Origin of the sequence: Leucobacter celer subsp. astrifaciens (genome assembly GCF_001273835.1) — a bacterium.
Taxonomy (GTDB): Bacteria; Actinomycetota; Actinomycetes; order Actinomycetales; family Microbacteriaceae; genus Leucobacter; species Leucobacter celer.
On record NZ_JHEI01000143.1, the window covers coordinates 25,112 to 49,857 of the forward strand.

General features: G+C 68.8%; 22 protein-coding genes. 18 read left to right on the forward strand and 4 right to left on the reverse strand.

Annotation, left to right across the window (positions count from 1 at the left end):
- Positions 1 to 47 precede the first annotated feature (47 nt).
- From AMS65_RS14400 to AMS65_RS14425, 6 genes are all read left to right on the forward strand, one after another.
- Positions 48 to 281 (forward strand): hypothetical protein, encoded by a 234-nt coding sequence (locus AMS65_RS14400; protein ID WP_241489465.1) that lies wholly within the window; start codon positions 48 to 50, stop codon positions 279 to 281.
- A gap of 96 nt (positions 282 to 377) precedes the next feature.
- On the forward strand, positions 378 to 1,019 hold the full coding sequence (locus AMS65_RS14405) for a DUF1345 domain-containing protein (RefSeq protein ID WP_053384879.1): 642 nt from the start codon (positions 378 to 380) through the stop codon (positions 1,017 to 1,019).
- 226 nt (positions 1,020 to 1,245) lie between these two features.
- A complete protein-coding gene (locus tag AMS65_RS14410; protein WP_241489469.1) occupies positions 1,246 to 1,896 on the forward strand; it encodes a GTP pyrophosphokinase in 651 nt (216 codons plus the stop codon).
- A gap of 288 nt (positions 1,897 to 2,184) precedes the next feature.
- Positions 2,185 to 2,958: a phosphotransferase gene (locus tag AMS65_RS14415; RefSeq protein ID WP_053384880.1), complete on the forward strand. Its 774-nt coding sequence runs from the start codon at positions 2,185 to 2,187 to the stop codon at positions 2,956 to 2,958.
- Positions 2,955 to 3,854: a homocysteine S-methyltransferase family protein gene (locus AMS65_RS14420; protein WP_053384881.1), complete on the forward strand. Its 900-nt coding sequence runs from the start codon at positions 2,955 to 2,957 to the stop codon at positions 3,852 to 3,854. Before AMS65_RS14415 ends, AMS65_RS14420 begins: the two co-directional genes overlap by 4 nt.
- Positions 3,855 to 3,937: 83 nt before the next feature.
- Positions 3,938 to 4,606 (forward strand): flagellar basal body-associated FliL family protein, encoded by a 669-nt coding sequence (locus tag AMS65_RS14425; RefSeq protein WP_053384882.1) that lies wholly within the window; start codon positions 3,938 to 3,940, stop codon positions 4,604 to 4,606.
- 28 nt (positions 4,607 to 4,634) lie between these two features.
- Here the strand turns inward: AMS65_RS14425 and AMS65_RS14430 are convergent, their stop codons facing one another.
- Positions 4,635 to 5,441 carry a CPBP family intramembrane glutamic endopeptidase gene (locus tag AMS65_RS14430; RefSeq protein ID WP_053384883.1) on the reverse strand — a complete coding sequence of 269 codons (807 nt, stop codon included), beginning with the start codon at positions 5,439 to 5,441 and terminating at the stop codon, positions 4,635 to 4,637.
- A 266-nt stretch (positions 5,442 to 5,707) separates the two neighbouring features.
- Between AMS65_RS14430 and AMS65_RS14435 the strand changes: the two genes are divergently transcribed.
- The 4 genes from AMS65_RS14435 to AMS65_RS14450 all read left to right on the forward strand — a co-directional run bounded on the left by AMS65_RS14435 (position 5,708) and on the right by AMS65_RS14450 (position 11,145).
- Complete coding sequence (locus AMS65_RS14435; RefSeq protein ID WP_053384884.1) at positions 5,708 to 7,333, forward strand: peptide ABC transporter substrate-binding protein; 1,626 nt, start codon at positions 5,708 to 5,710, stop codon at positions 7,331 to 7,333.
- A 188-nt stretch (positions 7,334 to 7,521) separates the two neighbouring features.
- Positions 7,522 to 8,448: an ABC transporter permease gene (locus AMS65_RS14440; RefSeq protein ID WP_053384885.1), complete on the forward strand. Its 927-nt coding sequence runs from the start codon at positions 7,522 to 7,524 to the stop codon at positions 8,446 to 8,448.
- A complete protein-coding gene (locus tag AMS65_RS14445; protein WP_053384886.1) occupies positions 8,441 to 9,424 on the forward strand; it encodes an ABC transporter permease in 984 nt (327 codons plus the stop codon). The genes AMS65_RS14440 and AMS65_RS14445 overlap by 8 nt, the downstream gene beginning before the upstream one ends.
- Positions 9,421 to 11,145, forward strand: coding sequence for a dipeptide ABC transporter ATP-binding protein (locus AMS65_RS14450; protein ID WP_053384887.1), 1,725 nt, complete (start codon positions 9,421 to 9,423; stop codon positions 11,143 to 11,145). The genes AMS65_RS14445 and AMS65_RS14450 overlap by 4 nt, the downstream gene beginning before the upstream one ends.
- Before the next feature lie 321 nt (positions 11,146 to 11,466).
- Here the strand turns inward: AMS65_RS14450 and AMS65_RS14455 are convergent, their stop codons facing one another.
- The gene (locus tag AMS65_RS14455; RefSeq protein ID WP_053384888.1) at positions 11,467 to 12,657 is read right to left on the reverse strand and encodes a multidrug effflux MFS transporter; all 1,191 of its coding nucleotides are present in this window, start codon (positions 12,655 to 12,657) and stop codon (positions 11,467 to 11,469) included.
- A gap of 170 nt (positions 12,658 to 12,827) precedes the next feature.
- Between AMS65_RS14455 and typA the strand changes: the two genes are divergently transcribed.
- Positions 12,828 to 14,735 (forward strand): translational GTPase TypA, encoded by a 1,908-nt coding sequence (typA, locus tag AMS65_RS14460; RefSeq protein WP_053384889.1) that lies wholly within the window; start codon positions 12,828 to 12,830, stop codon positions 14,733 to 14,735.
- Between the two features lie 143 nt (positions 14,736 to 14,878).
- On the opposite strand, the gene AMS65_RS14465 is transcribed toward typA, so the two are convergent.
- Positions 14,879 to 15,907: a LacI family DNA-binding transcriptional regulator gene (locus AMS65_RS14465; protein WP_075201023.1), complete on the reverse strand. Its 1,029-nt coding sequence runs from the start codon at positions 15,905 to 15,907 to the stop codon at positions 14,879 to 14,881.
- Between the two features lie 209 nt (positions 15,908 to 16,116).
- Between AMS65_RS14465 and AMS65_RS14470 the strand changes: the two genes are divergently transcribed.
- The 7 genes from AMS65_RS14470 (at position 16,117) to AMS65_RS14500 (ending at position 23,575) form a co-directional block, all read left to right on the forward strand.
- A complete protein-coding gene (locus AMS65_RS14470) occupies positions 16,117 to 17,763 on the forward strand; it encodes an ABC transporter substrate-binding protein (protein ID WP_053384974.1) in 1,647 nt (548 codons plus the stop codon).
- Between the two features lie 29 nt (positions 17,764 to 17,792).
- A complete protein-coding gene (locus AMS65_RS14475) occupies positions 17,793 to 18,743 on the forward strand; it encodes an ABC transporter permease (RefSeq protein WP_053384890.1) in 951 nt (316 codons plus the stop codon).
- Entirely contained in the window at positions 18,740 to 19,675 is a 936-nt protein-coding gene (locus AMS65_RS14480) for an ABC transporter permease (protein ID WP_053384891.1), read from the forward strand. Before AMS65_RS14475 ends, AMS65_RS14480 begins: the two co-directional genes overlap by 4 nt.
- Complete coding sequence (locus tag AMS65_RS14485) at positions 19,675 to 20,607, forward strand: ABC transporter ATP-binding protein (protein ID WP_083451730.1); 933 nt, start codon at positions 19,675 to 19,677, stop codon at positions 20,605 to 20,607. Before AMS65_RS14480 ends, AMS65_RS14485 begins: the two co-directional genes overlap by 1 nt.
- A complete protein-coding gene (locus AMS65_RS14490) occupies positions 20,604 to 21,434 on the forward strand; it encodes an ABC transporter ATP-binding protein (RefSeq protein WP_053384892.1) in 831 nt (276 codons plus the stop codon). The genes AMS65_RS14485 and AMS65_RS14490 overlap by 4 nt, the downstream gene beginning before the upstream one ends.
- Positions 21,435 to 21,472: 38 nt before the next feature.
- Positions 21,473 to 22,537: a C45 family autoproteolytic acyltransferase/hydolase gene (locus AMS65_RS14495; protein WP_053384893.1), complete on the forward strand. Its 1,065-nt coding sequence runs from the start codon at positions 21,473 to 21,475 to the stop codon at positions 22,535 to 22,537.
- Positions 22,538 to 22,894: 357 nt separating this feature from the next.
- Positions 22,895 to 23,575, forward strand: a complete 681-nt coding sequence (locus AMS65_RS14500) for an FMN-binding negative transcriptional regulator (protein ID WP_053384894.1) — start codon at positions 22,895 to 22,897, stop codon at positions 23,573 to 23,575.
- A 25-nt stretch (positions 23,576 to 23,600) separates the two neighbouring features.
- Here the strand turns inward: AMS65_RS14500 and AMS65_RS14505 are convergent, their stop codons facing one another.
- The gene (locus AMS65_RS14505; RefSeq protein ID WP_053384895.1) at positions 23,601 to 24,620 is read right to left on the reverse strand and encodes a LacI family DNA-binding transcriptional regulator; all 1,020 of its coding nucleotides are present in this window, start codon (positions 24,618 to 24,620) and stop codon (positions 23,601 to 23,603) included.
- Positions 24,621 to 24,746: the final 126 nt, after the last annotated feature.

A 24,746-nucleotide genomic window follows, 5' to 3' on the forward strand; every position in this document is an offset into this window, starting at 1 on the left:
GCTCTCGAGTCCCGGCGAGGCGATCGGTGCTCGCTAGGCTGATCTCGATGACAGCACACGACGCACCGATGCCGGAGGGACTCGCGGACGACCCGTTCGCCTATCGGATCACCAAGTCCGGCGAGGTGCACGTGACCCGCGGCGGTCGAGCGGTCGTGGTCGTGCGCGGAGCCGCCGCCGAGCGTCTGGCGGCTCGGCTCGGCCGGGATCCGGTGCGGGACCAGCACCTCCTCGCCCGAGTCACCGGCAACTACAAGCGGGGCAACGAGCGCCGGGCCTGAGACCGGCGCGGCGCCCTCGCAGCGGCGACGTACGACGTGCGGCGCCGCACGTGCCGGCTCCATCGCCACCGCCGCGGCGGCGCGTAACATCTGGGTATGGGCGAGTCTTCGGCGCGAATCGGTGTGCGACTGCGGTGGGCGGTCTCCGTCGCGTGCGGTGCGGTCGCGGGGGTGGCGACTGCGGGACCGCTCGGGATCGCGGCGGGCCTGCTCGCGGCCTGGGCGGCGCTGGCGCTCCTGAGCAGCGCCTGGACGCTGCTGCAGATCTGGCCGATGGACGCGACGGCGACGCGCGAGCACGCGACGACGGAGGATCCGGGCCGCCGGATCGCCCGCATCATCGCGATCATCGGCAGCGTGATGAGCTTGACCGCGGTGGGCGTGGTCCTCGTGCAGGCGCGGAGCGCGAGCGACCTCGAGGCGTCGCTGCTCGCGGGGGTCGCCGTGCTCAGCGTCGTGTCATCGTGGGTGCTCATCCAGACCGACTACCTGCTGCACTACGCCCGGGTGTACTACGAGGGGGATGCCCGCGGTATCGACTTCAACCAGGACGAGGATCCGGAGTACACCGACTTCGCCTACTTCTCGGTGGGGCTCGGCATGACCTACCAGGTCTCCGACACCGACATCACCCGCAACGCGATCAGACGTGTCGTGATCGCGCAGACGCTGCTCGCCTATCTCTTCGGGGCGGGGATCCTCGCGACCGTGATCAACCTCATCGCCGGTCTCGCCTGATGGACCGCCGCCGGCGCCGATCCGCAGGTGACGCTGAAGCAATCCGAAAAGTCTCAGCGCGTTCATCGGGAGCGTGGTTAGGCTGGTCGGCATGAGCACTGCTGCACTCGATACGTTCGATACGGGCTCGACCGGGGGAGGTCCGAGCAGAGGGCACGGCGGCGGGGGTGTCGCGGGAGACGAGATCACCATCTCGGCCAGTGCGCTCCGCTCGCTCGGCGACCGGATGCAGCGCTTCCTGCTCGAGTACCGCTTCGCCATGGAGGAGATCGAGACGAAGCTCTCGATCCTGCGCGAGGAGTTCCTCCACATGCACGAGTACAACCCCATCGAGCACGTCTCGAGCCGGGTGAAGTCGGTCGACAGCCTCGTCGCCAAGCTGGAGCGCCTGGGCATCGGCAACGACTTCGACGAGATCCGCCGCGAGGTGCGGGACATCGCCGGCGTGCGCGTCACCTGCGCGTTCATCCGCGACGTCTACCGGCTCTTCGATCTGCTCACGCAGCAGGACGACATCACCGTGCTCGAGGTCGAGGACTACATCGAGTCGCCCAAGCCCAACGGGTACAAGAGCCTGCACACCATCATCTCGGTGCCCGTCTACCTGTCGAGCGGGAGGGTCGACGTGCCGGTCGAGGTGCAGTTCCGCACGATCGCAATGGACTTCTGGGCCAGCCTCGAGCACAAGATCTACTACAAGTACGACCGTCAGGTGCCGAACACGCTCACCCGCGAACTCAAGCTCGCGGCCGACATCGCGGCCGAGCTCGACACCCGGATGGAGCGCCTGCACGTGCAGTTGCACGGCGAGCCGCCGACCCACACCGCTCCGCTGGAGCTGCGCGCCGTCGAGCAGCGCATCCACCCCGCCGGTTGAGCGAGCGTAGCGAGTCGAAACCCGTCCGCCGGTTGAGCGGTCGTCACTCTCCCTCCGCCGGTTGAGCGAGCGAAGCGAGTCGAAACCCTCCCGCGCGACCGTGCTCTGCTCACGCGCGTCAGTAGTTGTCACCAAACTTCAGGTTTGGTGACAACTACTGACGCGCGTAGATACTGACGCGTGCAGGAGGTGCGGGTGCATTGCGCAGAGCGGTGGGACGGCGGGACCGGACCGAGGGCGGGGAACCGAGGGCAGGAGACCGAGGGCGGGGACCGATAGGGTCGAAACGTGGAGAGCGAGTACATGCCCGGGGGATCCGGGGGCGTCTGGCGGATCGGAGCCCGCGACGGCACGACCCGGGTGCACCGCCCGACCGGACCCTGGACGCCCGCGGTGCACGAGCTGCTGGAGTATCTCGGCGAGCACGGTCTCGACGGCGTCCCCCGCGTGCGCGGTTTCGACGACGAGGGCCGCGAGGTGCTCGACTACCTGCCGGGGGACACCCTCGATCCCGAGACCGAGCAGGTGTCGGACGACGCTCTGGGGGATGCCGCGGCGTGGCTGCGCCGCTTCCACGACACCGTGCGCGGATTCCGGCCCGGGCCGCTCGAGTGGCGGCAGGGTGTGCAGGACCTGGGCGAGGACGAGGTGATCTGCCACAACGATCCGGGCCTCTACAACTGGGTGGTGGCGGACGGCGGCTTCGCCGGCATGATCGACTGGGATCGCGCGGGCCCCGGGAAGCCGGTCGACGACCTGGCCTTCATGTGCTGGACGGGGGTGCCGCTGCTGCGGGGGATCCCGATCGCCGACGCCGCGCGCAGGCTGGCGCTCGCCGCAGAAGCGTACGGCGACGTCGACCCCGGCGAACTGCTCGACGCGGTGGACGCCCGGATGGGGCTCATCGCGCAGCGGTGGCGCGCGGGGATCGAGCGCGGCGATCCCGGCACGCTCGCGCTGCGCGACACGGGGATCATGGACCGTCATCTGGCGAAGGTGCGCGACTTCGGCACCAGGCGAGAGGCGATCCGCGAGGCACTGCGAGGAAGGATCGGCACATGACCGAGCTGGTACTGACCGACGGCGGGATCGAGACCGCGCTGGTGGATCGCCTGGGGCAGGAGCTGCCGGAGTTCGCCGCGTTCGTGCTGCTCGACACCGCAGCCGGGCGCGAAGCGCTGCGGGCCTACTACCGGCCCTTCGTCGAGCTGGCGCGGGAGCGCGGGCTCGGACTGGTGCTCGACACCCCCACCTGGCGCGCCAACTCCGATTGGGGTGCGCGTCTCGGCTACGACGCCGATGCGCTCGAGCGGGTCAACGCCGATGCCGTCGCACTGGTGCGGGAGATCGGCGACGACGAACCCGGCGCTGCGGCGCCGGAGGTGCTCGTGAACGGCTGCGTCGGTCCCCGCTCCGACGACTACACGGCCTCGCAGCGCATGACGCCGGAGCAGGCAGAGCAGTATCACGCGCCGCAGGTGCGCGCTCTCGCCGAGTCCGGCGCGGATCGGGTGACATCGGTCACCACGCTCGATGCCGCGGAGGGTATCGGCGTCGTGCGCGCCGCGCAGCAGGCTCGGATCCCGGCGGCGGTCTCGTTCGTCCTGGGCGCCGACGGGCGGATGGCCGACGGCGGATCGATCGCCGAGGCGATCGCCGAGGTCGACGCCGCGACCGGGGGCGCCGCGATCGGCTTCCTCGTGAACTGCGCCCACCCGAGCGAAGCTGCGGCGGGCCTGGCCCGGTGCGCGGGAGCCCCGGAGCTGTCGCGGATCATCGGGTTCCGCCTCAACGCCGCGAAGCACGGCGAGGAGGGGGCCGGCGACGAGCCGGCGCGGTTCTCGGAGCTCGCGGCCGGCCTGCGGGAGTACGCGCCGAACGCCGCTGCGTTCGGCGGCTGCTGCGGAACCGACGTGCCGCACGTGTCGGCTCTCGCCGACCGCGGGGCGCCCGCATGAACCGGGGCGCCCCTGGGCCGGAGCGCGCCTGACCGCAGCGCCGCGGTTACGGGACACGCAGCGGAAGTGGTTAGGGTAGGACCGTGAGTAAAGATCCACTCGAGGAACTCTTCGGACCGACGCCCGAGCAGCCCCAGCCCGTTCCGGCGCGCGAACGGCTCGCTCAGGAGCAGGCCGAGCGGGTGCGCACGGCGCAGCTCCCGATGGAACAGCGCAAGCCGAAGCGCAGCCGGGGCGGATCGGCGGCAAAGCCGTGGATCGTCGTGGGACTGGTCGCCGTACTGGCGATCATCGCCTCGATCGTCGTGGTGAACATCGTCCGCGGCGGGGACGACGAGGGACCGGCCGCGGCCCCTACGACAGAGCAGCCGAGCGAGCAGCCCTCGCAGACCACCCCGCCGTCGGAAGATCCCGACGAGACCGAAGCGCCCGACGATGAGGCGCCGGCCGACGACGTGCCCCGGGTGGAGGTAGGCGACACGACCTCTATGGCGATCACGCAGTGGGGGGTAAGCGGCGACGTGAGCGTGAAGTTCGGCTCGACACAGTACCGCCTCGAGAACGGCAACACCGAGCTCTGGCTCGACAGCCCGCTCATCCGGGATCTGCCGTGCGAGGGGAACTGGGGTGCCGTGCAGACCGCCGGCGGCCAGTACGAGGTGCTCAGGCCCGCGGAGCGCTGCGCTGCGGCGCCCGAGCTCTACGACGAGCTGTGGGGCCTCACCGACGCCTTCGTGCAGAGCATCCAGTAGCGCCTCGCTCGCTCGACCGGCGGAATGCTCAGCCGCCGGTCGCGGCGGCGAAGAGTGCCGGCCAGAGCGCGACCGCGATCGGGTAGGCGGCGAAGCTGACGATGTCGAGGATCCAGTGGGCGACGATCAGGGGGAGCGCTCTGCCCCAGCGATGGTAGGCCCATCCGAAGACGAGACCCATGACCACGTTGCCGATGAAGCCGCCGAAGCCCTGGTAGAGGTGGTAGCTGCCGCGCAGCAGCGCACTCGTCACGATCGTCGCGACCGGGCCGACGCCGAGGCGCTTCAGCCGGTCGAAGAGGTAGGCGACCACGATCAGCTCCTCGCCGAGGGCCGCCCGGAGGGCCTGCAGCACGAGCACGGGCACGGTCCACCAGTACGCGTCGAGCGCGGTCGGCACCACCGTCGTGTTGATGCCGATCCACTTCGCGAAGAGATAGAAGCCGATGCCCGGTATGCCGATGAGTGCAGCGAGGCCCAGGCCGCCTCCCGTCTCGCGCAGCCAGCGCCACCTGCCTCCGTCGATCGGGGCTCCGAGGCCGAGCCCGGCGAGATGCGGGCGCGCACCCCGCCACAGCAGGAATACGACGAGCGCCACCGGCGCCAGCCCGAACGCGAACGCGAGCAGCTGGTACACGAGGTCGAACACGGGCCGCTCGGCCAGCGGGCGGTTGATCGTGGCGGTCTGCGAAGCGAGCGCGGTGTCGCGGGTCACGCGGTCGAGAATGGCGACGACCGCGTAGACCGCCGAGGCGCCGAAGGAGAGGGCGAGCACGATGCCGAGCTCCCAGCGCAGTCGAGCGCGGAACCGGGGACGGACGGTTTTCGAGGTCACCGCTTCAGCGTACTGCCGGAGTCTGCGACAGAGTATTCCTAGTGCCCTGCAGAGAATGGTGGAACCGCACAGTCGAAACTGGATTCCAGCCCGAATAATTTTCGGTCTCCTACAGACATGGATCACGAAGGCGTTACGAGCACGGGATTTGGCGCTGCGGGCTGTACCGGGTCGCTAGGCTGAATCTGTTGTAAACATCGGATCTTCTCGCGGGGGCGACGTACCGGTCAGCTCTTGCGCGAGTCGGAAATTCAAGGAGGAATCCAGTGAAGCGATCACGAATCGGCCTGGGGTTCATCGCCCTGGCGGCCGCGGGCGCGCTGGCGCTGTCCGGCTGCTCGTCGAACGGCGGCGGTAACGAAGGCGGCAACGGCGGCGACGCCGTTGCCGGGGGCATCATCTCGGTCAACGGCACGGAGCCCCAGAAGGGTCTGATCCCCGCCGACACCACCGAGGTCGGCGGCGGCAAGGTCGTCGACGCCCTGTGGGAGGGCCTCGTCTACTACGACGCCGAAGGTGTCGCTCACAACGGCGTCGCCGAGTCGATCGAGGCGACGAACGACGAGAAGACGACCTGGGAGATCAAGCTGCGCGACGACGCCGTGTTCTCCGACGGCACCCCGGTGCTGGCGCACAACTTCGTGGACGCGTGGAACTACGCGGCGAACGTGGACAACGCGCTCGGCAACCAGTACTTCTTCTACCCGATCAAGGGCTGGAGCGAGGAAGAGCCCGTCGAGGAGCTCGAGGGTCTGACGATCGTCGACGACCACACCTTCACGGTCGAGGCCACCCCCGACTTCCCGGATCGCCTCGGCTACTCGGCGTTCTACCCGCTGCCCGACGTGGCCTTCGAGGACATGGACGCCTTCGGTCAGAACCCGATCGGCAACGGTCTCTACCAGCTCGACGGCGAGGGTGCTTGGAAGCACGACGTCGAGATCAAGACCGTGAAGAACGACAGCTACGTCGGCCCCCGCGAGGCGCTGAACGACGGCGTCCACTTCAAGATCTACGCGTCGCTCGATGCCGCTTACACCGACGTGCAGGCCGGCAACCTCGACATCATCGATCAGATCCCCGAGTCGGCTCTGGCGACCTTCGAGGCCGACTTCGGTGACCGCGCCATCAACCAGACCGGCATGCTCATCACGACGCTGACCATCTCGGAGAACCTGCCGCACTTCGGCGGCGAGGAGGGCAAGCTCCGACGCGCCGCGCTCTCGATGGCGGTCGACCGCGACGAGATCACCGAGGTGATCTTCAAGGGCACCAACCTGCCGTCGAAGGACTTCACCTCGTCGGCGGTCGCCGGCTACACCGAGGACCTTGCGGGCAACGAGGTGCTGGAGTTCAACGCCGAGGAGGCGCAGAAGCTCTGGGCCGAGGCCGACGCCATCAGCCCCTACGAGGGCACGCTCGAGCTCGCGACCAACACCGACGGCCCGCACCTCGTGTGGGTTGAGGCCGTGACGAACCAGTGGAGCAACGTGCTCGGCATCCAGACCGCGCCGAAGTCGTACCCGACCTTCGCCGCGTTCCTCGAGGATCGCGAGAACGACGCCGTCGGCGGTGCGTTCCGCGCCGGATGGCAGGCCGACTACCCGGGCATGTACAACTTCCTGGCCCCGCTCTACGCGACCAACGCGAGCTCGAACCACGGCTTCTACTCGAACGCCGAATTCGACGACCTGCTCTCGGAGGCCAGCCTCGCCGACAGCCCGGAGGCCTCGGTCGACGCGCTGCGCAAGGCCCAGGAGATCCTGCTCGAGGATCTGCCCTCGATCCCGCTGTGGAACCAGGCGACCACGGGTGCCTTCGCCGAGACCGTCGACAACGTGTCGTTCGGCTGGAACTCCGTGCCGATCTTCAACGAGATCACCAAGAACTAATAAAGTTCTCCGAGGCCCCGGGCGCATTGCTCGGGGCCTCGGCCCGTCCGCCGGCCCGATCGGCGCGGCGCACGGGCCACATACCTCCGGACCCGCTCCATCGACACAGCCGTCGATGTGCGGGCGCGCCGAAACTGCGAGAGAATACGCAACATGTCAACTCATTCAGTGCAGGAGGGGAGCAGCGCATGCTGAGATACATCCTCTTCCGAGTGCTCCAGGTGATCCCGGTTCTGCTGGGCACCACCTTCCTGATCTACTTCATGGTCTTCGCCATGCCGGGCGACCCGGTCGCCGCGATGTTCGGCGACAAGGTGCCGAGCGAGGCCGTGCTCGAGCGGCTGCGCGAGCAGTACAACCTCGACAAGCCCTTCTTCGTGCAGTACCTGCTGTACCTCGGCGGGATCTTCGTGGGCGACTTCGGCACCAGCTTCTCGGGTGAACCGGTCTCCGAGATCCTCGCCCGCACCTTCCCGGTGACCATCCAGCTCGCCGCGATGGCGATCTTCTTCGAGCTGGTGCTCGCGATGATCGTCGGTCTCTTCTCCGGCATCCGCAAGGGCCGGTTCTTCGACAACATCAACCTGATCATCGGACTGCTCTTCCTGAGCATCCCGATCTTCGTGATCGCGTTCTTCGCGCAGTACGGCCTCGGCCTCAAGCTCGGTTGGTTCAGTCCAACCGTGGGCGCGGGCGCCCCGCTGCAGGACCTGCTGCTGCCGGCGATCGTGCTCGCGGTGAGCCTGTACGCCACGAGCATGCGGCTCACCCGATCCTCGGTCATCGACACGCTCAATCAGGACTTCGTGCGCACCGCCTACGCCAAGGGCCTCAGCCGCCGCCGGGTGATTCCGGTGCACGTGCTGCGCAACTCGATGATCCCCACGATCACCAACACGGCAACCGACTTCGGCGTGCTGATGGTGGGCGCGACCGTCACCGAGGGCATCTTCAACGTGCCCGGCGTCGGCAACGTGCTCTTCCAGGCCATCCTCAAGGGGGAGAACTCCACGGTGGTCTCGTTCGTGACCGTGATGGTGCTGATCTATCTCGGCGTCAACCTGGTCGTCGACCTTCTCTACGCCGTGCTCGACCCGAGGATTCGTTATGCCTGAGCCGCAGAACACCAGCAACCAGCCGGCGCGCGGGCAGCGCCCGCCCATCGAGCACTTCGTCGCTCCCGTGGTCGAGACCCCCGTCGCCTCCGTCGACGCGGTCAAGATCAAGGAGAAGAAGTCGAACCTCTGGCTCGACGCGTGGCGAGACATGCGCCGCCGCCCCATGTTCTGGATCTCCGCCGTGATCATCCTGCTCGTGGTGCTCGTCTCCCTCTTCCCGGGCTGGTTCACCGACGTGAATCCCCGCGAGAACGTGCTGTCGAAGTCGAACGCGGGCCCCGAAGCCGGGCACCCGCTCGGCTTCACCGTGCACGGGTACGACGTGTACTCGCGCATCGTCTACGGCGCATCGACCTCGGTGTCGGTGGGTCTGATCGTGATCGCGATCACCTTCGTCGTGGGTACGGTCATGGGTGCGATCGCCGGGTTCTTCGGCGGCTTCGTCGACACGGTGCTCTCGCGCATCGGCGACATCTTCTTCTCGATCCCCTACATCCTCGCGGCGGTCGTCGTGATGAGCGTGCTCGCGGCGCACCGCAACCCGCTCGTCATCGCGCTCGCGATCGGCGGGTTCTCGTGGCCGATCACGGCGCGTATCGTGCGCGGCGAGATCCTCCGGGTGAAGAACGCCGACTTCGTGATGGCGGCGCAGTCTCTCGGGCTCTCCCGCTTCGCGACGCTCGCGCGCCACGTGCTGCCGAACGCGCTCGCCCCGGCGATCGTGGTGACCACGCTCTCGCTGTCGTCGGCCATCGTCGCCGAGGCGACGCTGTCGTTCCTCGGGGTCGGCCTGCCGTCCGGCCAGTTCATCAGCTGGGGCAACGACATCAGTCTCGCGCAGCTGTCGCTGCGCACCGATCCCATGCCCCTCATCTATCCGTCGCTCGCCCTCAGCATCACGGTGCTCGGCTTCGTGCTGCTGGGTGAAGTGGTGCGAGACGCCCTCGACCCGAAGGCGAGGGCACGACGATGAGCGCGGCGAACTCCGAGAGCGGACAGACATTCATGCAGCCACTGCTGAGCGTGCGCGACCTCAAGGTCGCGTTCAAGGTCGACAAGGCCATCAAAGAGGTCGTGCACGGCGTCGACTTCGACGTCTACCCGGGCGAGACGGTCGCGATCGTCGGCGAGTCCGGTTCGGGCAAGTCGACCACGATGCACGCGGTCATCAACCTGCTGCCGGGTACCGGCCGCATCACCGAGGGCTCGGTGCGCTGGAACGGGCGCGAGCTCGTCGGCGTCTCCCGCCGGGACATGGAATCCATCCGCGGCCGGGAGATCGGCCTCGTGCCGCAGGACCCGATGTCGAACCTGAACCCGGTGTGGTCGGTCGGCTTCCAGGTGGAGGAGGCGGTGCGCGCCAACGGCCTGGCCAAGGGCCGCAAGGCGGTGAAGCAGCGCGCTGCCGAGGTGCTGGAGCAGGCCGGCCTGCAGAACGCCGCGCAGCGCATGAAGCAGTACCCGCATCAGTTCTCGGGCGGAATGAAGCAGCGCGCGCTCATCGGCATCGGTCTCGCGGCCGAACCCCAGCTGCTGATCGCCGACGAGCCGACCTCGGCTCTCGACGTGACGGTGCAGCGGGTGGTGCTGGATCACCTCGCGAAGCTGACGGGTGAGCTGGGCACGGCGGTGGTGTTCATCACCCACGATCTGGGTCTCGCCGCCGAGCGCGCCGAGAAGCTGATCGTGATGTACCAGGGCAACATCGTCGAGGCGGGTCCGAGCCGGGAGATCCTGCAGAACCCCCAGCACCCCTACACGAAGCGCCTGGTCTCCGCCGCGCCCAGCCTGGCTTCTCGGCGCATCGGCGCCGACGCCGAGCTGCCGGCCGCTCCCACCGAGTCCTTCGACCTCGCGGCGCTCGCCGAGGAGGAGAAGCCCGCGGTGAAGCACGGCGATCCCATGATCGAGGTGACCGGCCTCGGCAAGATCTACAAGCTGCGCAAGGGCAACTTCGGCCACGAGGACTTCCATGCCGTGCGCGACGCCACCTTCACAGTGAACCGCGGCGAGACCATGGCGCTCGTGGGCGAGTCGGGATCGGGCAAGTCGACCATCGCGAAGATGGTGCTGCAGCTCGAGAAGCCCAGCTCGGGTTCGATCCGGATCGCGGGGGAGGAGACGGCGGGCCTCTCGGGCAAGCGCCTCTTCGATCTGCGGCGCACGCTGCAGCCCGTGTTCCAGGACCCGTACGGCTCGCTCGATCCGCTGCACAACATCGGCAACACGATCATGGAGCCGCTGAAGATCCACGGCGTGGGCGACACCGCGAGCCGCAAGGCGCGCGTGCTCGAACTGCTCGACCAGGTGGCGCTGCCGCGCGAGCTCGCGACGCGCTACCCCAACGAGCTCTCGGGCGGTCAGCGGCAGCGTGTCGCGGTGGCGCGCGGACTCGCGCTCAAGCCGGACATCCTGGTGCTCGACGAGGCGGTCTCGGCGCTCGACGTGCTGGTGCAGGCGCAGATCCTCGATCTGCTCGCCGAACTGCAGCGGGATCTGGGTCTCACGTACCTCTTCATCACCCACGATCTCGCGGTGGTGCGACTCATCGCCGACCGGGTGTGCGTGATGCAGCAGGGCCGCATCGTGGAGCAGGCGACGACCGAGGACGTCTTCGAGAACCCGCAGCAGGAGTACACGAAGAACCTGCTCGCGGCGATCCCGGGCGCCAAGATCGAGCTCGGAGCCGGCTGAGGCCATCTCCGGCCTCAGCCCCGAACGCGGAGTCCCGGATGGCTGCTTCCCCTCGAGAGGAGGCAGCCATCCGGGACTCCGCGTTTTCGCCGGGGGTCGTCCGCCGGTTGAGCGAGCGCGGATCGCTGGTTGAGCGAGCGCGGATCGCTGGTTGAGCGGAGCGCGAAGCGCGGAGTCGAAACCGAGCGGAGTCGAAACCGGATCCTCGATTTCGATACTTCGACTCGTCGCTGCGCTCGCTCAATCAGCGGCGCTCGCTGCGGTCGCTCGATCCGCTGCACTCGCTCGGCTGGCGGATGCGCCGCCGTTCGCGCGGCGGGGCTACCGAGTCAGGCGCACGTAGCGCAGGGCGCCCGCGCAGGCGAGCGCCGACGCGGTGAGCACGAACAGCGCCATGGGCAGCGCCGTGTGCTCGCCCCAGGCGCCCACGAGCGGGGACGCGAGGCCGCCCACCGCGAACTGCGAGGCGCCCAGCAGGGCCGAACCCGACCCGCGCGCCTCCTCGGAGAGGGACAGCGCGATGGCGCTCGCGTTCGACATGGTGAGGCCGGCGCCGCCGGTCAGCGTGAACGCGCACACGATGAAGAGCACGGGGGAGAGCGCGCCGCTCGCGCTGAGCGCGGTGAGTGCGACGCCTGCGGCCAGCGAGAGCACGCTGCCGATCAGCATCATGCGCTGCGCCGGAACGCGCCCCGCGAGGCTCGCGTTGATGGAGTTGGCCAGGATCATGGCGGCCGCGCCGGCGGCGAAGGCGAGCGAGTAGAGGATCGGCGGCATCCCCAGCACGATCTGCCCGACGAACGGGGAGGCCGAGATGTACGACATCATGCTGCCGAAGCCGAGCCCGAACACGCACATGAGCAGCACGAAGCGGCCGTTGCCGAGCATCGTCCCGAAGTTCCCCAGGGCCGTGCGGAGTCCCGCCCCGCTGCGCGCCTCGCGGGGCAGCGACTCGGGCACGAAGACGGCGGCGAGCACGAACATGGCCGTGGCGATCGCCGCGAGGGTCGCGAGCACGGTTCGCCAGTCGCCCACCGCGAGAACCGCGCCGCCGATGGGCGGAGCGACGAGGGGACCGAGCCCGACGAACATGGCGATGAGGCTGATGGCGCGGATGGCGGCGGCGCCCTCGGAGAGATCGACCGCGATGGCGCGCGAGACGACGACGCCGGCGGATCCCGCGATCCCCTGCACCGCGCGCAGCGCGACGAAGACGGCGATGTTCGGGGAGAAGACCATCGCGATGCTGGCGGCCGCGAAGACGGCGAGCGAGATGACGAGCACGGGGCGCCTGCCGCACTGGTCGGAGAGCGGGCCGAGCAGCAGTTGCCCGAGGCCCATGCCGATGAGGAACGCCGTGAGGGTGAGCTGCACGGAGGAGGGCTGCGCCCCGAGATCCCGGGCGATCGAGGTGAACGACGCCAGGTACATGTCGGTGGCGAAGGGGCCCACGGCGGCCAGGAACGAGAGCACCGCGAGAAGCCCGGGTGTGAGCTTGGGAGGCGCGGCCATAAGCGGATCATATACGATTTGCGTCGATATGTTCGAGTTCTCAGGGGCACCCCGCGCGATCCGATAGAATAGTACGTCGGCTTCTTCTGGCAAACCGGGTCCCGCATCCCGGTCGTGCTCGGCATCCCGCTGCGCCGGCGCTCCGCTCGTCTCGTTAGGACTCCACCTCTATGGCTCTCGCCACCCGCGAAGACCTCCGCAACGTCGCCATCGTCGCACACGTCGACCACGGCAAGACCACCCTCGTCGACGCCATGCTGCGCCAGACCAACTCCTTCGACGCCCACGCCGAGGTCGACGACCGCGTCATGGACTCCAACGACCTCGAGCGCGAGAAGGGCATCACCATTCTCGCGAAGAACACGGCGATCACCTACGAGGGTGCGCACGCGAAGAACGGCCCCATCGTCATCAACGTGATCGACACCCCGGGGCACGCCGACTTCGGCGGCGAGGTCGAGCGCGGCCTGTCGATGGTCGACGGCGTCGTGCTGCTCGTCGATGCCTCGGAGGGCCCGCTGCCCCAGACCCGCTTCGTGCTGCGCAAGGCGCTCGAGGCTCACCTCCCCGTGATCCTCGCGGTCAACAAGACCGACCGCCCCGATGCCCGCATCGAGGAGGTCGAGGGCGAGGCGCAGGATCTGCTGCTCGGTCTCGCCTCCGATCTCTCCGAGGATCACCCCGACATCGACGTGGACGCCGTGCTCGACGTGCCCACGGTCTACCTCTCCGGGCGCGCGGGCGCCGCCTCGCACGCCCGTCCCGCAGACGGTGCACTGCCCGACAACCCCGATCTCGAGCCGCTGTTCGAGACGATCCTCGAGCGCGTGCCCGCCCCCAGCTTCGACGATGAGGCGCCGCTGCAGGCGCACGTCACCAACCTCGACTCCTCGCCGTTCCTCGGCCGCATCGCGCTGCTGCGCGTGCACAACGGCTGGATCCACAAGGGCGAGACCGTCGCGTGGGTGAGGCAGGACGGCAGCGTGCAGAACGTGCGCATCACCGAGCTCATGCTCACCAAGGCGCTCACGCGCTACCCGGCCGAGAAGGCGGGCCCCGGCGACATCGTCGCGATCGCCGGCATCGAGGACATCACCATCGGCGAGACCATCTGCGATGCCGAGGACGTGCGGCCGCTGCCGACCATCACGGTCGACGAGCCCGCGATCTCGATGACGATCGGCGCGAACACCTCTCCGCTCGTCGGCAAGGTGAAGGGCCACAAGCTCACAGCGCGCATGATCAAGGATCGCCTCGACCGCGAGCTCATCGGCAACGTGTCGCTGCGGGTGCTGAACACCGAGCGCCCCGACGCCTGGGAGGTGCAGGGCCGCGGTGAGCTGGCGCTCGCGATCCTCGTCGAGAACATGCGCCGCGAGGGCTTCGAACTGACCGTCGGCAAGCCGCAGGTGGTGACCAAGGAGGTCAACGGCAAGACGCACGAGCCGTACGAGCACCTCACGATCGACACCCCCGAGGAGCACCTCGGTGCGATCACCCAGCTGCTGGCCGCACGCAAGGGCCGCATGGAGAACATGGTGAACAACGGCACCGGCTGGGTGCGCATGGAGTTCATCGTGCCCTCGCGCGGGCTCATCGGCTTCCGCTCGGAGTTCCTGACCACCACCCGCGGCACCGGCATCGCGAACGCGATCTCGCACGGCTACGACGCGTGGGCCGGACCCATCGTCACCCGCAACAACGGGTCGATCGTGGCAGACCGCTCCGGTGTGGTCACCCCGTTCTCGATCATCAACCTGCAGGAGCGCATGACCTTCTTCGTGCAGCCCACGCAGGAGGTCTACGAGGGCATGGTCATCGGCGAGAACTCGCGCTCCGAGGACATGGATGTGAACATCACCAAGGAGAAGAAGCTCACCAACATGCGCTCCTCGACGGCCGACTCCTTCGAGTCGATGACGCCGCCGCGGCAGCTCACGCTCGAGGAGTGCCTCGAGTTCGCCCGCGAGGACGAGTGCGTCGAGGTGACCCCCGAGGTCGTGCGCATCCGCAAGGTGGAGCTCGAGGCCTCGCTGCGCGCCCGCGCCGCGTCACGCCTCAAGAACCAGTCGAAGTAGGGCCGGGCTTCCAGCTCTGCAGGGGCGCCTCGCGGTTGCGAGGCGCCCCTTCGCGTTTCCGGGCGCTGCCCGCGGTGCGTGGTACTGGCCAGGACCCTGCGCATTCCGCGCGTCGCTCCGGCCTCGTGGCGACCCGCGGGGGATCAGCCGCGGGTGGTCGACTCGCGTATGTCGAGGGTGGCCGAGGGGGCGGTGATGGGCCCCTCCAGGGGGCGGCCCTCCGCGAGCCTGACCGCGACCTCGACCGCCAGCTGGGCGATCTCCTCGGGGTGCAGGTCGAGCGTGGTGACGGTGGGGCGCGAGGAGCGGTTCTGCGCTGCGCCGGAGCCCGCGGCGACGAGCAGATCCTCGGGTACGCGGATGCCCCGTCGGATCGCGGCGGCAGCCACACCGGACGCGTGGCGTCCGGTGAGGCAGAAGATCGCGTCCGGGTGCTCCGCCGGGTCGCCGCCGAAGAAGTGATCGATGACGGCCTCACCCACCCGCTCTCCCTCGACCTCGGGGAGGGAGAGCACGAGCGGCTGCTGCTCGCGGGCCGCGCTCCACTCCGCCAGAGTGTGCTGCGAGCCGAGATTCCAGTCGTTGCGGTCGGTGCCGGTGACGAGTGCGATGCGCTGCGCGCCGGCCTCGGCGAGGTGGGACAGCATCAGCCGTGTCTGGTGCTCGGCGCCCTCGTCGATCTCGGGGAAGAGGCCGCGGCGGGCGGGATCGGCGCCGACCGTGACGAAGGGGATGCGCTGCTCGGAGAGCATGGTCAGCACGGGGTCGTTCTCGAACGGCTCGGTCACGATGTAGACGTCGGCCGCGAGTGCGCTGAAGGGCACGCCCGGTCGAGTCGGGTCGTCGATGAGCATCATGCTGTATCCGTGCTCCATTGCGCTGAGCGACGCCGCGCCCGCGATCCGGAGGAAGTAGTCGACACCCTCCGGGAGGAAGGTGTCGAGGCTGTGGAGAGGCCGGATCACGAGTGCGATCAGCCCCAGGCGAGACTTCTGCAGCCCCCGGGCGATGGCGCTCGGGCGGTATCCGATCTCGGTCGCGATGCGCTCGATGCGCTCGATCGTCTCGCGTCGCACGATCCCCTTGCCGTTGAGAGCGTGCGAAACGGTCGTCGGTGAGACGCCCGCTGCCCTCGCCACGTCCTTGATGGTCGGTCTGCCGCTCTGCTGCACCCCGTCAGGATATCTCCTCGTGCGCTTCGGACCGGCCGGAAATGGGTTGGGAAGACGGGAAAACCTCTGGAGGAGATGATTCCCAAACCGTTTTGCACAAACCGTTTTGGGTGCTAGCATCCTCGTGGGTCTTCATCCAGCCGTGTGCCGGATCAAGGGGATTCAACGACGAAACTTCGAATGGAGAAACTCACGTGAAACTCGCAAAGATGAGGGCGCCCATCGCCCTGCTTGCCATCACGGGTCTGGCGCTCGCCGGCTGCGCCTCGGGGAGCCGCGGCGGCGACGCGCAGGAGAGCACCGGCGGCGGCACCGGGATCGAACTCGTGCAGCTCACGCCGGAGGCCACCGGCGAGGTCGACCGGGTCACCTGGAACTCGACCTACGGCGAGCTCGCCAGCCTCGATCCCGCCAAGGCCTTCAACTACTCCGAGAACACGATCGTCTCGAACCTGTGCGAGCCGCTCTTCCAGATGCAGCCCGACTTCTCGGTGCAGCCCAACCTCGCCACCGGCGCCGAGACCGAGGACGGTCTCACCTGGACGATCGGGATCCGCGATGACGTCACCTTCTGGGACGGCTCGCCGATGACGATGGACGACGTCGTCTACTCGCTGAAGCGCCACAACGATCCGGCCGAGGGCAGCTACTGGACCGGTGGAGTCACCGCCAACATCGCCGATGTCGAGCAGACCGGCGACTGGGAGGTCACGATCACGCTGAACACTCCCGATCAGCTGCTGTCCTCGTCGCTCTCCACCGTGCTCGGCGTGGTCGTGCAGGAGGAGCAGCGCAAGGCCGCCGGCGAGAACTACGGCAACCCCGACACCGGCGTCATGTGCACGGGTCCGCTGCAGTTCACCCCGGGGGACTGGAAGCAGGGACAGTCCATCACGCTGACGCGCTACGACGGCTACTGGAACGCCGACCGGGCAGCGAAGGCCCAGGAGGTCGAGATCGGCTTCGTGGTCGATCCGACCGCCATCGCCAACGGCCTCTCGACCGGTGAGATCCAGGGCTCCTACGACGTGCCGCTGCCGGCGCTCGGCCAGCTCTCGAGCAGCACGAGCGGCTCGCTCTACTACGGCGAGGGCATGCAGATCATGGCGATCATCTCGACGGGCAACGGCCTGTTCGGCGATCCCGCCGTGCGCCGCGCACTGACTCGCGCCACCGACCGCCAGGCCATCGCCGACACGGTCTACGAGGGCACCGGCACGCCGTCGCGCTCGGTAGTGCCGCAAGCGCCGTGGGACGCGATCTCGGGCGTCGAGGAACTGCGCGATGAGCAGCTGCCGGATCTGAGCTACGACATCGAGGCGGCGAAGGCCGAACTCGAGCAGACCGACGTCGACCTCACCCAGCCCATCAAGATCGCCTACCCGAGCGAGCGCTCGTTCTACGCGGACATCCTCAACGAGATGGCGAACGGTGCCAAGGAGCTCGGCATCACGCTCGAGCCGACCGGCGTGCCGAGCGCGCAGTTCGGCTCGTTCTTCTCCGACCCGGCCGCACGCGAGGGCTTCGACGGCTTCGTCACGACGAACTACCTGAGCGCGCCCGAACCGCTGCTCCACCTCGTGAGCGTGGCCAAGACCGGCAGCGATCAGAACTACGCCGGGTTCTCGGATCCCGCGATCGACGCGGCGCTCGAAGCCGCGCTCGCCGAGGGCGACCCGCAGCGGCGCGCCGAGCTGACCGTCGAGGCCGAGGCGCTCGTCATGCAGCAGCAGCCCTGGGTGCCGATCAACGACCTCGCGGTCCGTCTCTACATGGACGGAGCCGTCACCGGTGCGCCCGCGTCGTTCGTCTACCTCTACTACCCCTGGGCCGCCGACCTCGGCTCGGCCGAGTAGGCGCTGAATCCCGCAGGAAGGGATCGTCCATGATCTACGTGCTCAAACGGCTCGGCGCACTCGCCGCAGTGCTCGTCGTCTCCAGCTTCATCGTGTTCTCGGGGATGTATCTCGCTCCCGGGAGTCCCGAGCAGTTCCTCGTGCAGGGACGAACGGTGAGCCCCGAGGTGCTCGCGTCGATCCGCGCGCAGTACGGGCTGGACGATCCCTTCCTCATCCGCTACTGGAACTGGCTGATGGACGTGCTGCAGGGCGATCTCGGTCGCTCGCTGCTCACGCAGCAGGACGTGTCCGCCCTCGTGGCGTCGCGTCTGCCCACGACGCTGTTCCTGGCGGCCTTCGCCGCGATCCTCATCACCGTGCTGGGTGTGGGGCTCGGGGTGCTCGCGGCGACGCGCTCGGGTGCCTTCGAGAAGCTCGTGGTCTTCGGTTCGAACCTCGGGTTCGCGGTGCCCACCTTCTTCGCGGCGCTCGTGCTCATGTTCGTGTTCGGCTCGAATCTCGGCTGGTTCCCGGTTGCCGGATCCGGTGAGGGATTCGTCGACCGGCTCTGGCACCTCACGCTGCCGGCCATCGCGCTCGCCTTCCCCGGCATCGCCGTCGTGGCCCGCATCACCCGCACCGCGGTGCGGGAGGAGCAGGGCTCGGAGCACGTGATCATGGCGATCGCCCGCGGTGTGCCCAAGCAGTTCGTGCTGTGGCGGCACACCATCCGAAACTCGATGCTGCCCGTCACCACGGTGCTCGGCACCAACATCGCCGGACTGCTCGCGAGCGCGTTCGTGATCGAGTATGCCTTCACCCTCGACGGCATCGGATCCCTGCTCGTGAACTCGGTGCAGAAGAAGGACTTCGCGGTGGTGCAGGCCATCGCGCTCATCATGGTGCTGGCATTCGGCCTCATCAATCTCATCGTCGACCTGCTCTACGCGGTGATCGACCCACGTGTCCGGCTGAGCAAGGGAGCGGCAGCACGATGACTCAGCAGAAGATGAAGCGGGATCCCGGCGCGAACACGAGCGCGCAGGACACGGTTGCGGTGCAACTGCTGCGCAAGCATCGCAACGACGTGCCGATCTCGGGCTGGCGGCTGCTCGCCAAGCGTCTCGGGCCGGTCGGGCTGATCAGCCTCGGCATCATCGCGATCGTGGTGCTCATGGCGCTCCTCGCTCCGGTCATCGCACCCTACGACCCCTACGAGGGGAGCGTCACCGCGCGCCACGAGGCCTGGAGTCTCGCACACCTCATGGGCACCGACCAGTCGGGCCGCGACATCCTGTCGCGCATCATCTGGGGTGCGCGCACGAGCCTCATCGGCCCCACGATCGTGATCCTCGTCACCGCGTTCCTCGCGACGACGCTCGCGCTCACGGCCGTGTGGTTCGGCGGCCGGGTCGACGCGCTCATCAGCCGCGTGCTCGACATCCTCTTCGCGTTCCCCAACATGCTGCTCGCGATCCTCGCGGTGGCGATCTTCGGCCCCTCGCTGATCACCGCCTCAATCGCACTCGCGATCGGCTTCACGCCCTACTCGGCGCGCGTCATCCGCTCCGTCGCGCTGCGGGAGCGCAACCTCCCGTACGTCGCCTCGGCGCAGCTGCAGGGCATCTCCGGATTCATCATCACCGCGCGGCACATCCTGCCCAACGTGCGCACCCAGATCCTCACGGGCATGACGATCAACTTCGGCTACGCCATGATCGAGCTCGCCGCGCTCTCCTTCCTCGGCCTCGGCGTGCAGCCGCCCACCCCCGACTGGGGCCTCATGGTCTCGAACGGGCAGGCCTCGCTGCAGCAGGGCTACTGGGAGCAGAGCATCTTCGCGGGCCTCGCCATCGTGATCACGGTCGCCGCCTTCGGATACGTCGGCGAGCAGCTGGGCGGCCGCCGCGCTTCGGGAAGGACACGCTGATGCTGAAGATCGACGGACTGGTACTGACGGTCGTCGACCCCGATACGGGGCACGAGACCGAGATCCTCCACGGCAATTCGTTCGAGCTCGCGCAGGGGGAGGCCCTCGGCCTCGTCGGCGAGTCGGGATCCGGCAAGTCGATGACGCTCAAGTGCATCCTCGGCATCGAACCCGGCGGGGCGCGCGTCGAGGGGGCGATCGAACTCGACGGCACCGACCTGCTGGCCTCGGGCGGCGAGACGCTGCGCCGCATCAGGGCGGAGGACCTCGCGCTCATCGCGCAGAACCCGCACGGCGCGCTCAACCCGGTGCTGCCGGTCGGGCGCTTCCTCATCGAGGGAATGAGCGACGCCCGATCGATGGGCAAGGCCGAGGCCCGCGAGAGGGCCGCGGATCTGCTGCGCCAGGTGGGCATCGCCGACACCGAGCGCGTGCTGCACTCCTACCCCCACCAGCTCTCCGGCGGCATGCTGCAGCGCGTGGTGATCGCGGGGGCGATCTCGGGCGACCCGAAGCTGCTGCTCGCCGACGAGCCGACCACCGCGCTCGACGTGACCACGCAGGCCGAGGTCGTCGCGATCCTCGACGAGAAGCGCCGCGAGCACGGCCTCTCGATGATCTTCGTCACCCACGATCTCGACCTCGCCGCGGCCGTGTGCGATCGGCTCGCGGTGATGAAGGACGGCGAGATCCTCGAGATCGGCACTCCGGAGCAGATCCGGGATCGGCCCCGGACCGACTACACCCGCAAGCTCATGGCCGCACGGCCCATGCTCTACCCCGAGGGGCACCCCGCCGCGTTCCTCGGGGGCGGCGCCGGGGCGAGCCCGCTGGGAGACGGCTCCGGCGGGATCACGGAGAAGAGCGGGATCACGGAGAAGAGCGGGATCACGGAGAAGAGCGGGATGAGCGGCGAGGAGGCCGGCGCATGAGCACCACACCGATCATCGAGGTCGAGCACCTGAAGCGCACCTTCCACCTCGGCCGCAAGGCCAGCGTCGCCGCGCTCGACGACGTCTCCTGCGAGCTGCGCGAGGGCACCTGCCTCGCGGTGGTCGGCGAGTCCGGCTCGGGCAAGTCGACCCTCGCCCGCGTGGTCGTGGGCCTCGAATCGGCCGACGCGGGAACGGTGCGCATCGCCGGTCGCGACGTGCGGCCGACCACCGCGCGACGTCAGTTGCGCGAGCGGGCCGCGCTCGTGCAGATGGTGTTCCAGGACCCGCAGGGTTCGCTCAACCGTTCGCTGCCGGTCTCCGCCACGATCGACGAGATGCTGCGCGCGCACCGCCCCGACCTCGACAAGCGCGGCCGCCGGGCCCGCGTGCTCGAGTTGTTCGACGAGGTCGGTCTCACGGAGCGCCACGCCGACGCCAAGCCGGCCGCCCTCTCCGGCGGCCAGAAGCAGCGCGTCGCGATCGCCCGCGCGCTCGCGGCCGAGCCGAAGATCATCGTGCTCGACGAGGCCGTCTCGGCGCTCGACGTCTCGGTGCAGGCCCAGGTGCTCGACCTGCTCAAACGGCTGCGCGCCGAGCACGGCCTCTCCTACCTCTTCATCACCCACGACCTCTCGGTGGTGCGCGATATCGCCGACGACGTGGTGGTGATGCGCACGGGCCGCATCATCGAGCGCGGCACCGTGCACGAGGTGCTCGACGACCCGCAGCAGCCCTACACCAGGCTGCTCATCGCATCGGCCCCGAGGCCGGGCTGGAGACCGCAGCGCGGCCTGCGCGACGCGCTCATGGGCGCCGACGCCTGATCCTCGACCCCACGACCATCAACACCCGAAGGACCGAAATGACCGACAAGACCGAACGCCTGCACCTCGAGGTCGCGGGCGCCACGCACCGCGAGCTGGGCCTCAGCCGGGGCGCCGCGCTGCGCGGGAGCCTCGGCGGCGCCTACGCGAAGTACGCGGAGCTGTTCCGGGTGCTGGGGGTGGACGAGGAGCGCGAGCGCGACGGTGTGGCGCGGGTGATCGCTGCGCTGCGCGGCTGGCGGCCGGAGCTGCTCGAGGCGTTCGAGGGCATCGCCGAGGGGGCCGGCGTCGAGTTCGAGAAGATCGTCGCGCTCAACGCCCGCACCGAGCTCATCGCGCTCGGCGACAAGCCGTCGAGCGAGTGCTCGACGCTCACCGCCGAGATCGGGGAGCAGCGCTACGGGGTGCAGACCTGGGACTGGCACATCGAGCTCGATCCGTTCTGGCACACGCACACGGTAGCCGGCCCCGGGCTGCGCTACGCGGGTCTGACCGAGCAGGGCATCCTCTCGAAGATCGGCGTGAACGAGGCCGGCCTGGCGCTGCACTTCAATATTCTCGGGCACCGCGACGATTGTCCCGACGGGGTGCCCATGCATGTGCTCTCGAGCGTGGTGCTGTCCGAGTGCCGCACCGTCGATGAGGCTATCGCGCTGATCCGCGAGGCGCCGGTCACCTCCTCGTCGGCCTTCACCATGCTCGACGCGCAGCGCGCGGTGTCGGTCGAGATGAGCCCCGAGGGCGTGTTCGTGATCGAGGCGGTCGCCGGATCCGTTCAGCGCACCAACCACTTCCAGCACGAGACGCCGCTCTCCGCCCAGAAGTCGGAGATCTACGAGCCCGACTCCTCGGAGCGCCTCGCGCTGGTGCGCGCACGCCTTGCGGAGGGGCGACCCGTCGCGCCGGCCGACCTGGTGCGGGTGCTGTTGACCGAGGAAGGCGAGCCGCCGCTCACCTGCCGCGCTGATATGTCCAAAGGATACGGCGAACGGTGGGCCACCCTCGCGACGCTCATCACCGACCCGCAGGCCCGCACGATCCGGATCCTCGACGGCATGCCCACCGACGCCGAGACGGGGGAGTGGCGCGTGCTCGCGGTGTAGGGCGGCGCGGCTGGTCCACGCCCCGCGGCGCTTGAAATGCGAGTCCCGAATGGCTGCTTCCCCGCTCGGGAAGCAGCCATTCGGGACTCGCGTTCTCGGCGTGCGCGCTCTGGGAGTCGGGGATGCATGGAGCGTCGGCGCTCGCGATGGCCCTCGCAGCGGGCATCGCGCCGGGCATCTCGACGGGAATTGCGACGAGCATCTCGGCGGGCAGCTCGACGGATAGCTCGCCGGGCATCTCGCCGGGCATCTCGCCTTTCATAAAACGTTTTACTTTGATATGGTCATGAGATAAAACGTTTTATCCGGGGTGGATCGCGAGAGTCATCGCCCCGCTGCCGCAGGGAGGCGGTACCGATGCACACCTACCCCAGCTACCCCGCTCCATCGGGGCGAGCCATCACCGAGTTCGTCTGGAACAACCCCTTCGCCGTCGTGGTCACCTCGACCGACGGAGCGCCGCTCGCGACGCACACGCCGATCGTGTTCCCGCCGGGGGTGCAGCCGGGGGAGACGCTCGTGGGCACGCGCCTGTGGGGGCACCTCGGCCGTGCCAACGAGCACTGGAAGCTCTTCGCCGAGCGGCCGGAGGTGCTGCTGGTGTTCGCGTCGTCGCACGCCTACGTGTCGCCGAGCACCTACGGGTTCACGCCCGCGGTTCCCACCCTCGACTACGCGACCGTCCATCTGACGGGCCGCGTGACGGTGCTCGAGGAACCCGCCGAGAATCTGGCGGTCGTCGAGCGCACCGTGGAGCAGCTCGAGGGGCGTCGGGCGGAGCCGTGGGACCCCGCGGAGTCGAAGCACGTCTTCGAGCGGATCCTCGCCGGGGTCGTGTCGTTCACGATCGACATCGACTCCGAGTCGGCGATGTTCAAGCTGAGCCAGGACATGCCGACGGACGTGCACGCGCGGGTTCGAGAGGACCTGGTCCGAGGAGATCACCCCCACCCGGATGTCGCCGATCTCATGGGGGAGGTCGGCGTGACGGCGACCGAGGAAGTGGCCGGGGAGGAGACCGAGGAGTCGGCCGGGTGACCCCGGCCGTGCGCCGGCTCGCGGCTCAGCCGTCGCGCATCGAAGAGCGCCGCACGAGCAGCTCGGACGATACGAGGCGGCGGCCCGCGGGGGCCTCGCCTCGGGTGATGGCGACCAGGAGGTTGACGGTCTCCCTCGCGAGGATCTCGGGGCGCAGGTCGATCGCGGTGATCGGCGGATCCGACGTTCTCGTCTGGTCCGCGTCGGTGCCGCAGGCGAGAAGGTAGTCCCGCGGCGCCACGAGCCCGCGTTCGCGCATGGCCTCCTGGATCCCCGCCGCGTGCCGCCCGGTCACGGAGTAGATGGCGTCGGGCATGCCGTCATCGAGGATCGCGGGCACGAGGTCGCGCCCGCCGGCCTCTCCGAGGCCCTCGGGGCTGCGGAGGAAGCGGACCGGCTGGTCGGTGCGCTCGCACCAGTCGCGGTAGGCGATCTCGACGTCGGCGTTCCACGAGTTGTCATCGGTTCCCCCGACGCAGACGATCGTGCGCGCGCCCTGCTCGTGCAGATGCTCGAGCGTCATCCGCGCCGCGTCGGCGTCGGCTGAGGCCACCCAGTTCGAGGCGTCGGGCCGGCCGAGATCCCGGCCGAGGGTGACGTAGGGGATTCCCCGCTCCTCGAGGAGGCCGACGACGGGATCGTCGCGCACCGGATCGGTGACGATGTACCCGTCGAGGGAGAAGGCCAGGGGGGTGACGGGTCCCTTCACGAGGTCGGCCACCTGCATCAGGCTGAGGCCGTGGTCGAGGGTGCTGACCGCCGCGGCACCGGCGAAGCGGAGGAAGTAGTCGACTCCCGGGGGGCTGTAGTTCTCGAGTGCGTCGAGCGGGCGCAGCACGATCCCGATCACGCCGATCTGCGAGCGGCGCAGTCCGCGGGCCAGCGCGTCCGCCTGGTAGCCCATCGACTGCGCGACCCCGCGGATGCGCTCGCGGGTCTCCTCGGAGAGGGTGCCCTTGTCGTTGAGGGCGTGCGACACCGCGGTGATCGACACGCCGGCGCGAGCTGCGACGTCCTTGATCGTGACGTTGGGGTATCGGGCCATTGCGCCTCCTCGGGCTCTCCGTACGAGGATAGCGGGATCAGGCGGGATAAATGGATTTATGGATACAGATCGAAACTTGCATAAAACGATTTATGTATGTACCGTGATCATCCAAGGCGCGCCCAT

Coding starts and splice junctions, on each gene's coding strand:
- AMS65_RS14400 (WP_241489465.1), top strand. CDS start 48: ATGACAGCACACGACGCACCGATGCCGGAGGGACTCGCGGACGACCCG.
- AMS65_RS14405 (WP_053384879.1), top strand. CDS start 378: ATGGGCGAGTCTTCGGCGCGAATCGGTGTGCGACTGCGGTGGGCGGTC.
- AMS65_RS14410 (WP_241489469.1), top strand. CDS start 1,246: ATGCAGCGCTTCCTGCTCGAGTACCGCTTCGCCATGGAGGAGATCGAG.
- AMS65_RS14420 (WP_053384881.1), top strand. CDS start 2,955: ATGACCGAGCTGGTACTGACCGACGGCGGGATCGAGACCGCGCTGGTG.
- AMS65_RS14440 (WP_053384885.1), top strand. CDS start 7,522: ATGCTGAGATACATCCTCTTCCGAGTGCTCCAGGTGATCCCGGTTCTG.
- AMS65_RS14445 (WP_053384886.1), top strand. CDS start 8,441: ATGCCTGAGCCGCAGAACACCAGCAACCAGCCGGCGCGCGGGCAGCGC.
- AMS65_RS14450 (WP_053384887.1), top strand. CDS start 9,421: ATGAGCGCGGCGAACTCCGAGAGCGGACAGACATTCATGCAGCCACTG.
- AMS65_RS14455 (WP_053384888.1), bottom strand. CDS start 12,657: ATGGCCGCGCCTCCCAAGCTCACACCCGGGCTTCTCGCGGTGCTCTCG.
- typA (WP_053384889.1), top strand. CDS start 12,828: ATGGCTCTCGCCACCCGCGAAGACCTCCGCAACGTCGCCATCGTCGCA.
- AMS65_RS14470 (WP_053384974.1), top strand. CDS start 16,117: ATGAGGGCGCCCATCGCCCTGCTTGCCATCACGGGTCTGGCGCTCGCC.
- AMS65_RS14475 (WP_053384890.1), top strand. CDS start 17,793: ATGATCTACGTGCTCAAACGGCTCGGCGCACTCGCCGCAGTGCTCGTC.
- AMS65_RS14480 (WP_053384891.1), top strand. CDS start 18,740: ATGACTCAGCAGAAGATGAAGCGGGATCCCGGCGCGAACACGAGCGCG.
- AMS65_RS14485 (WP_083451730.1), top strand. CDS start 19,675: ATGCTGAAGATCGACGGACTGGTACTGACGGTCGTCGACCCCGATACG.
- AMS65_RS14490 (WP_053384892.1), top strand. CDS start 20,604: ATGAGCACCACACCGATCATCGAGGTCGAGCACCTGAAGCGCACCTTC.
- AMS65_RS14495 (WP_053384893.1), top strand. CDS start 21,473: ATGACCGACAAGACCGAACGCCTGCACCTCGAGGTCGCGGGCGCCACG.
- AMS65_RS14500 (WP_053384894.1), top strand. CDS start 22,895: ATGCACACCTACCCCAGCTACCCCGCTCCATCGGGGCGAGCCATCACC.
- AMS65_RS14505 (WP_053384895.1), bottom strand. CDS start 24,620: ATGGCCCGATACCCCAACGTCACGATCAAGGACGTCGCAGCTCGCGCC.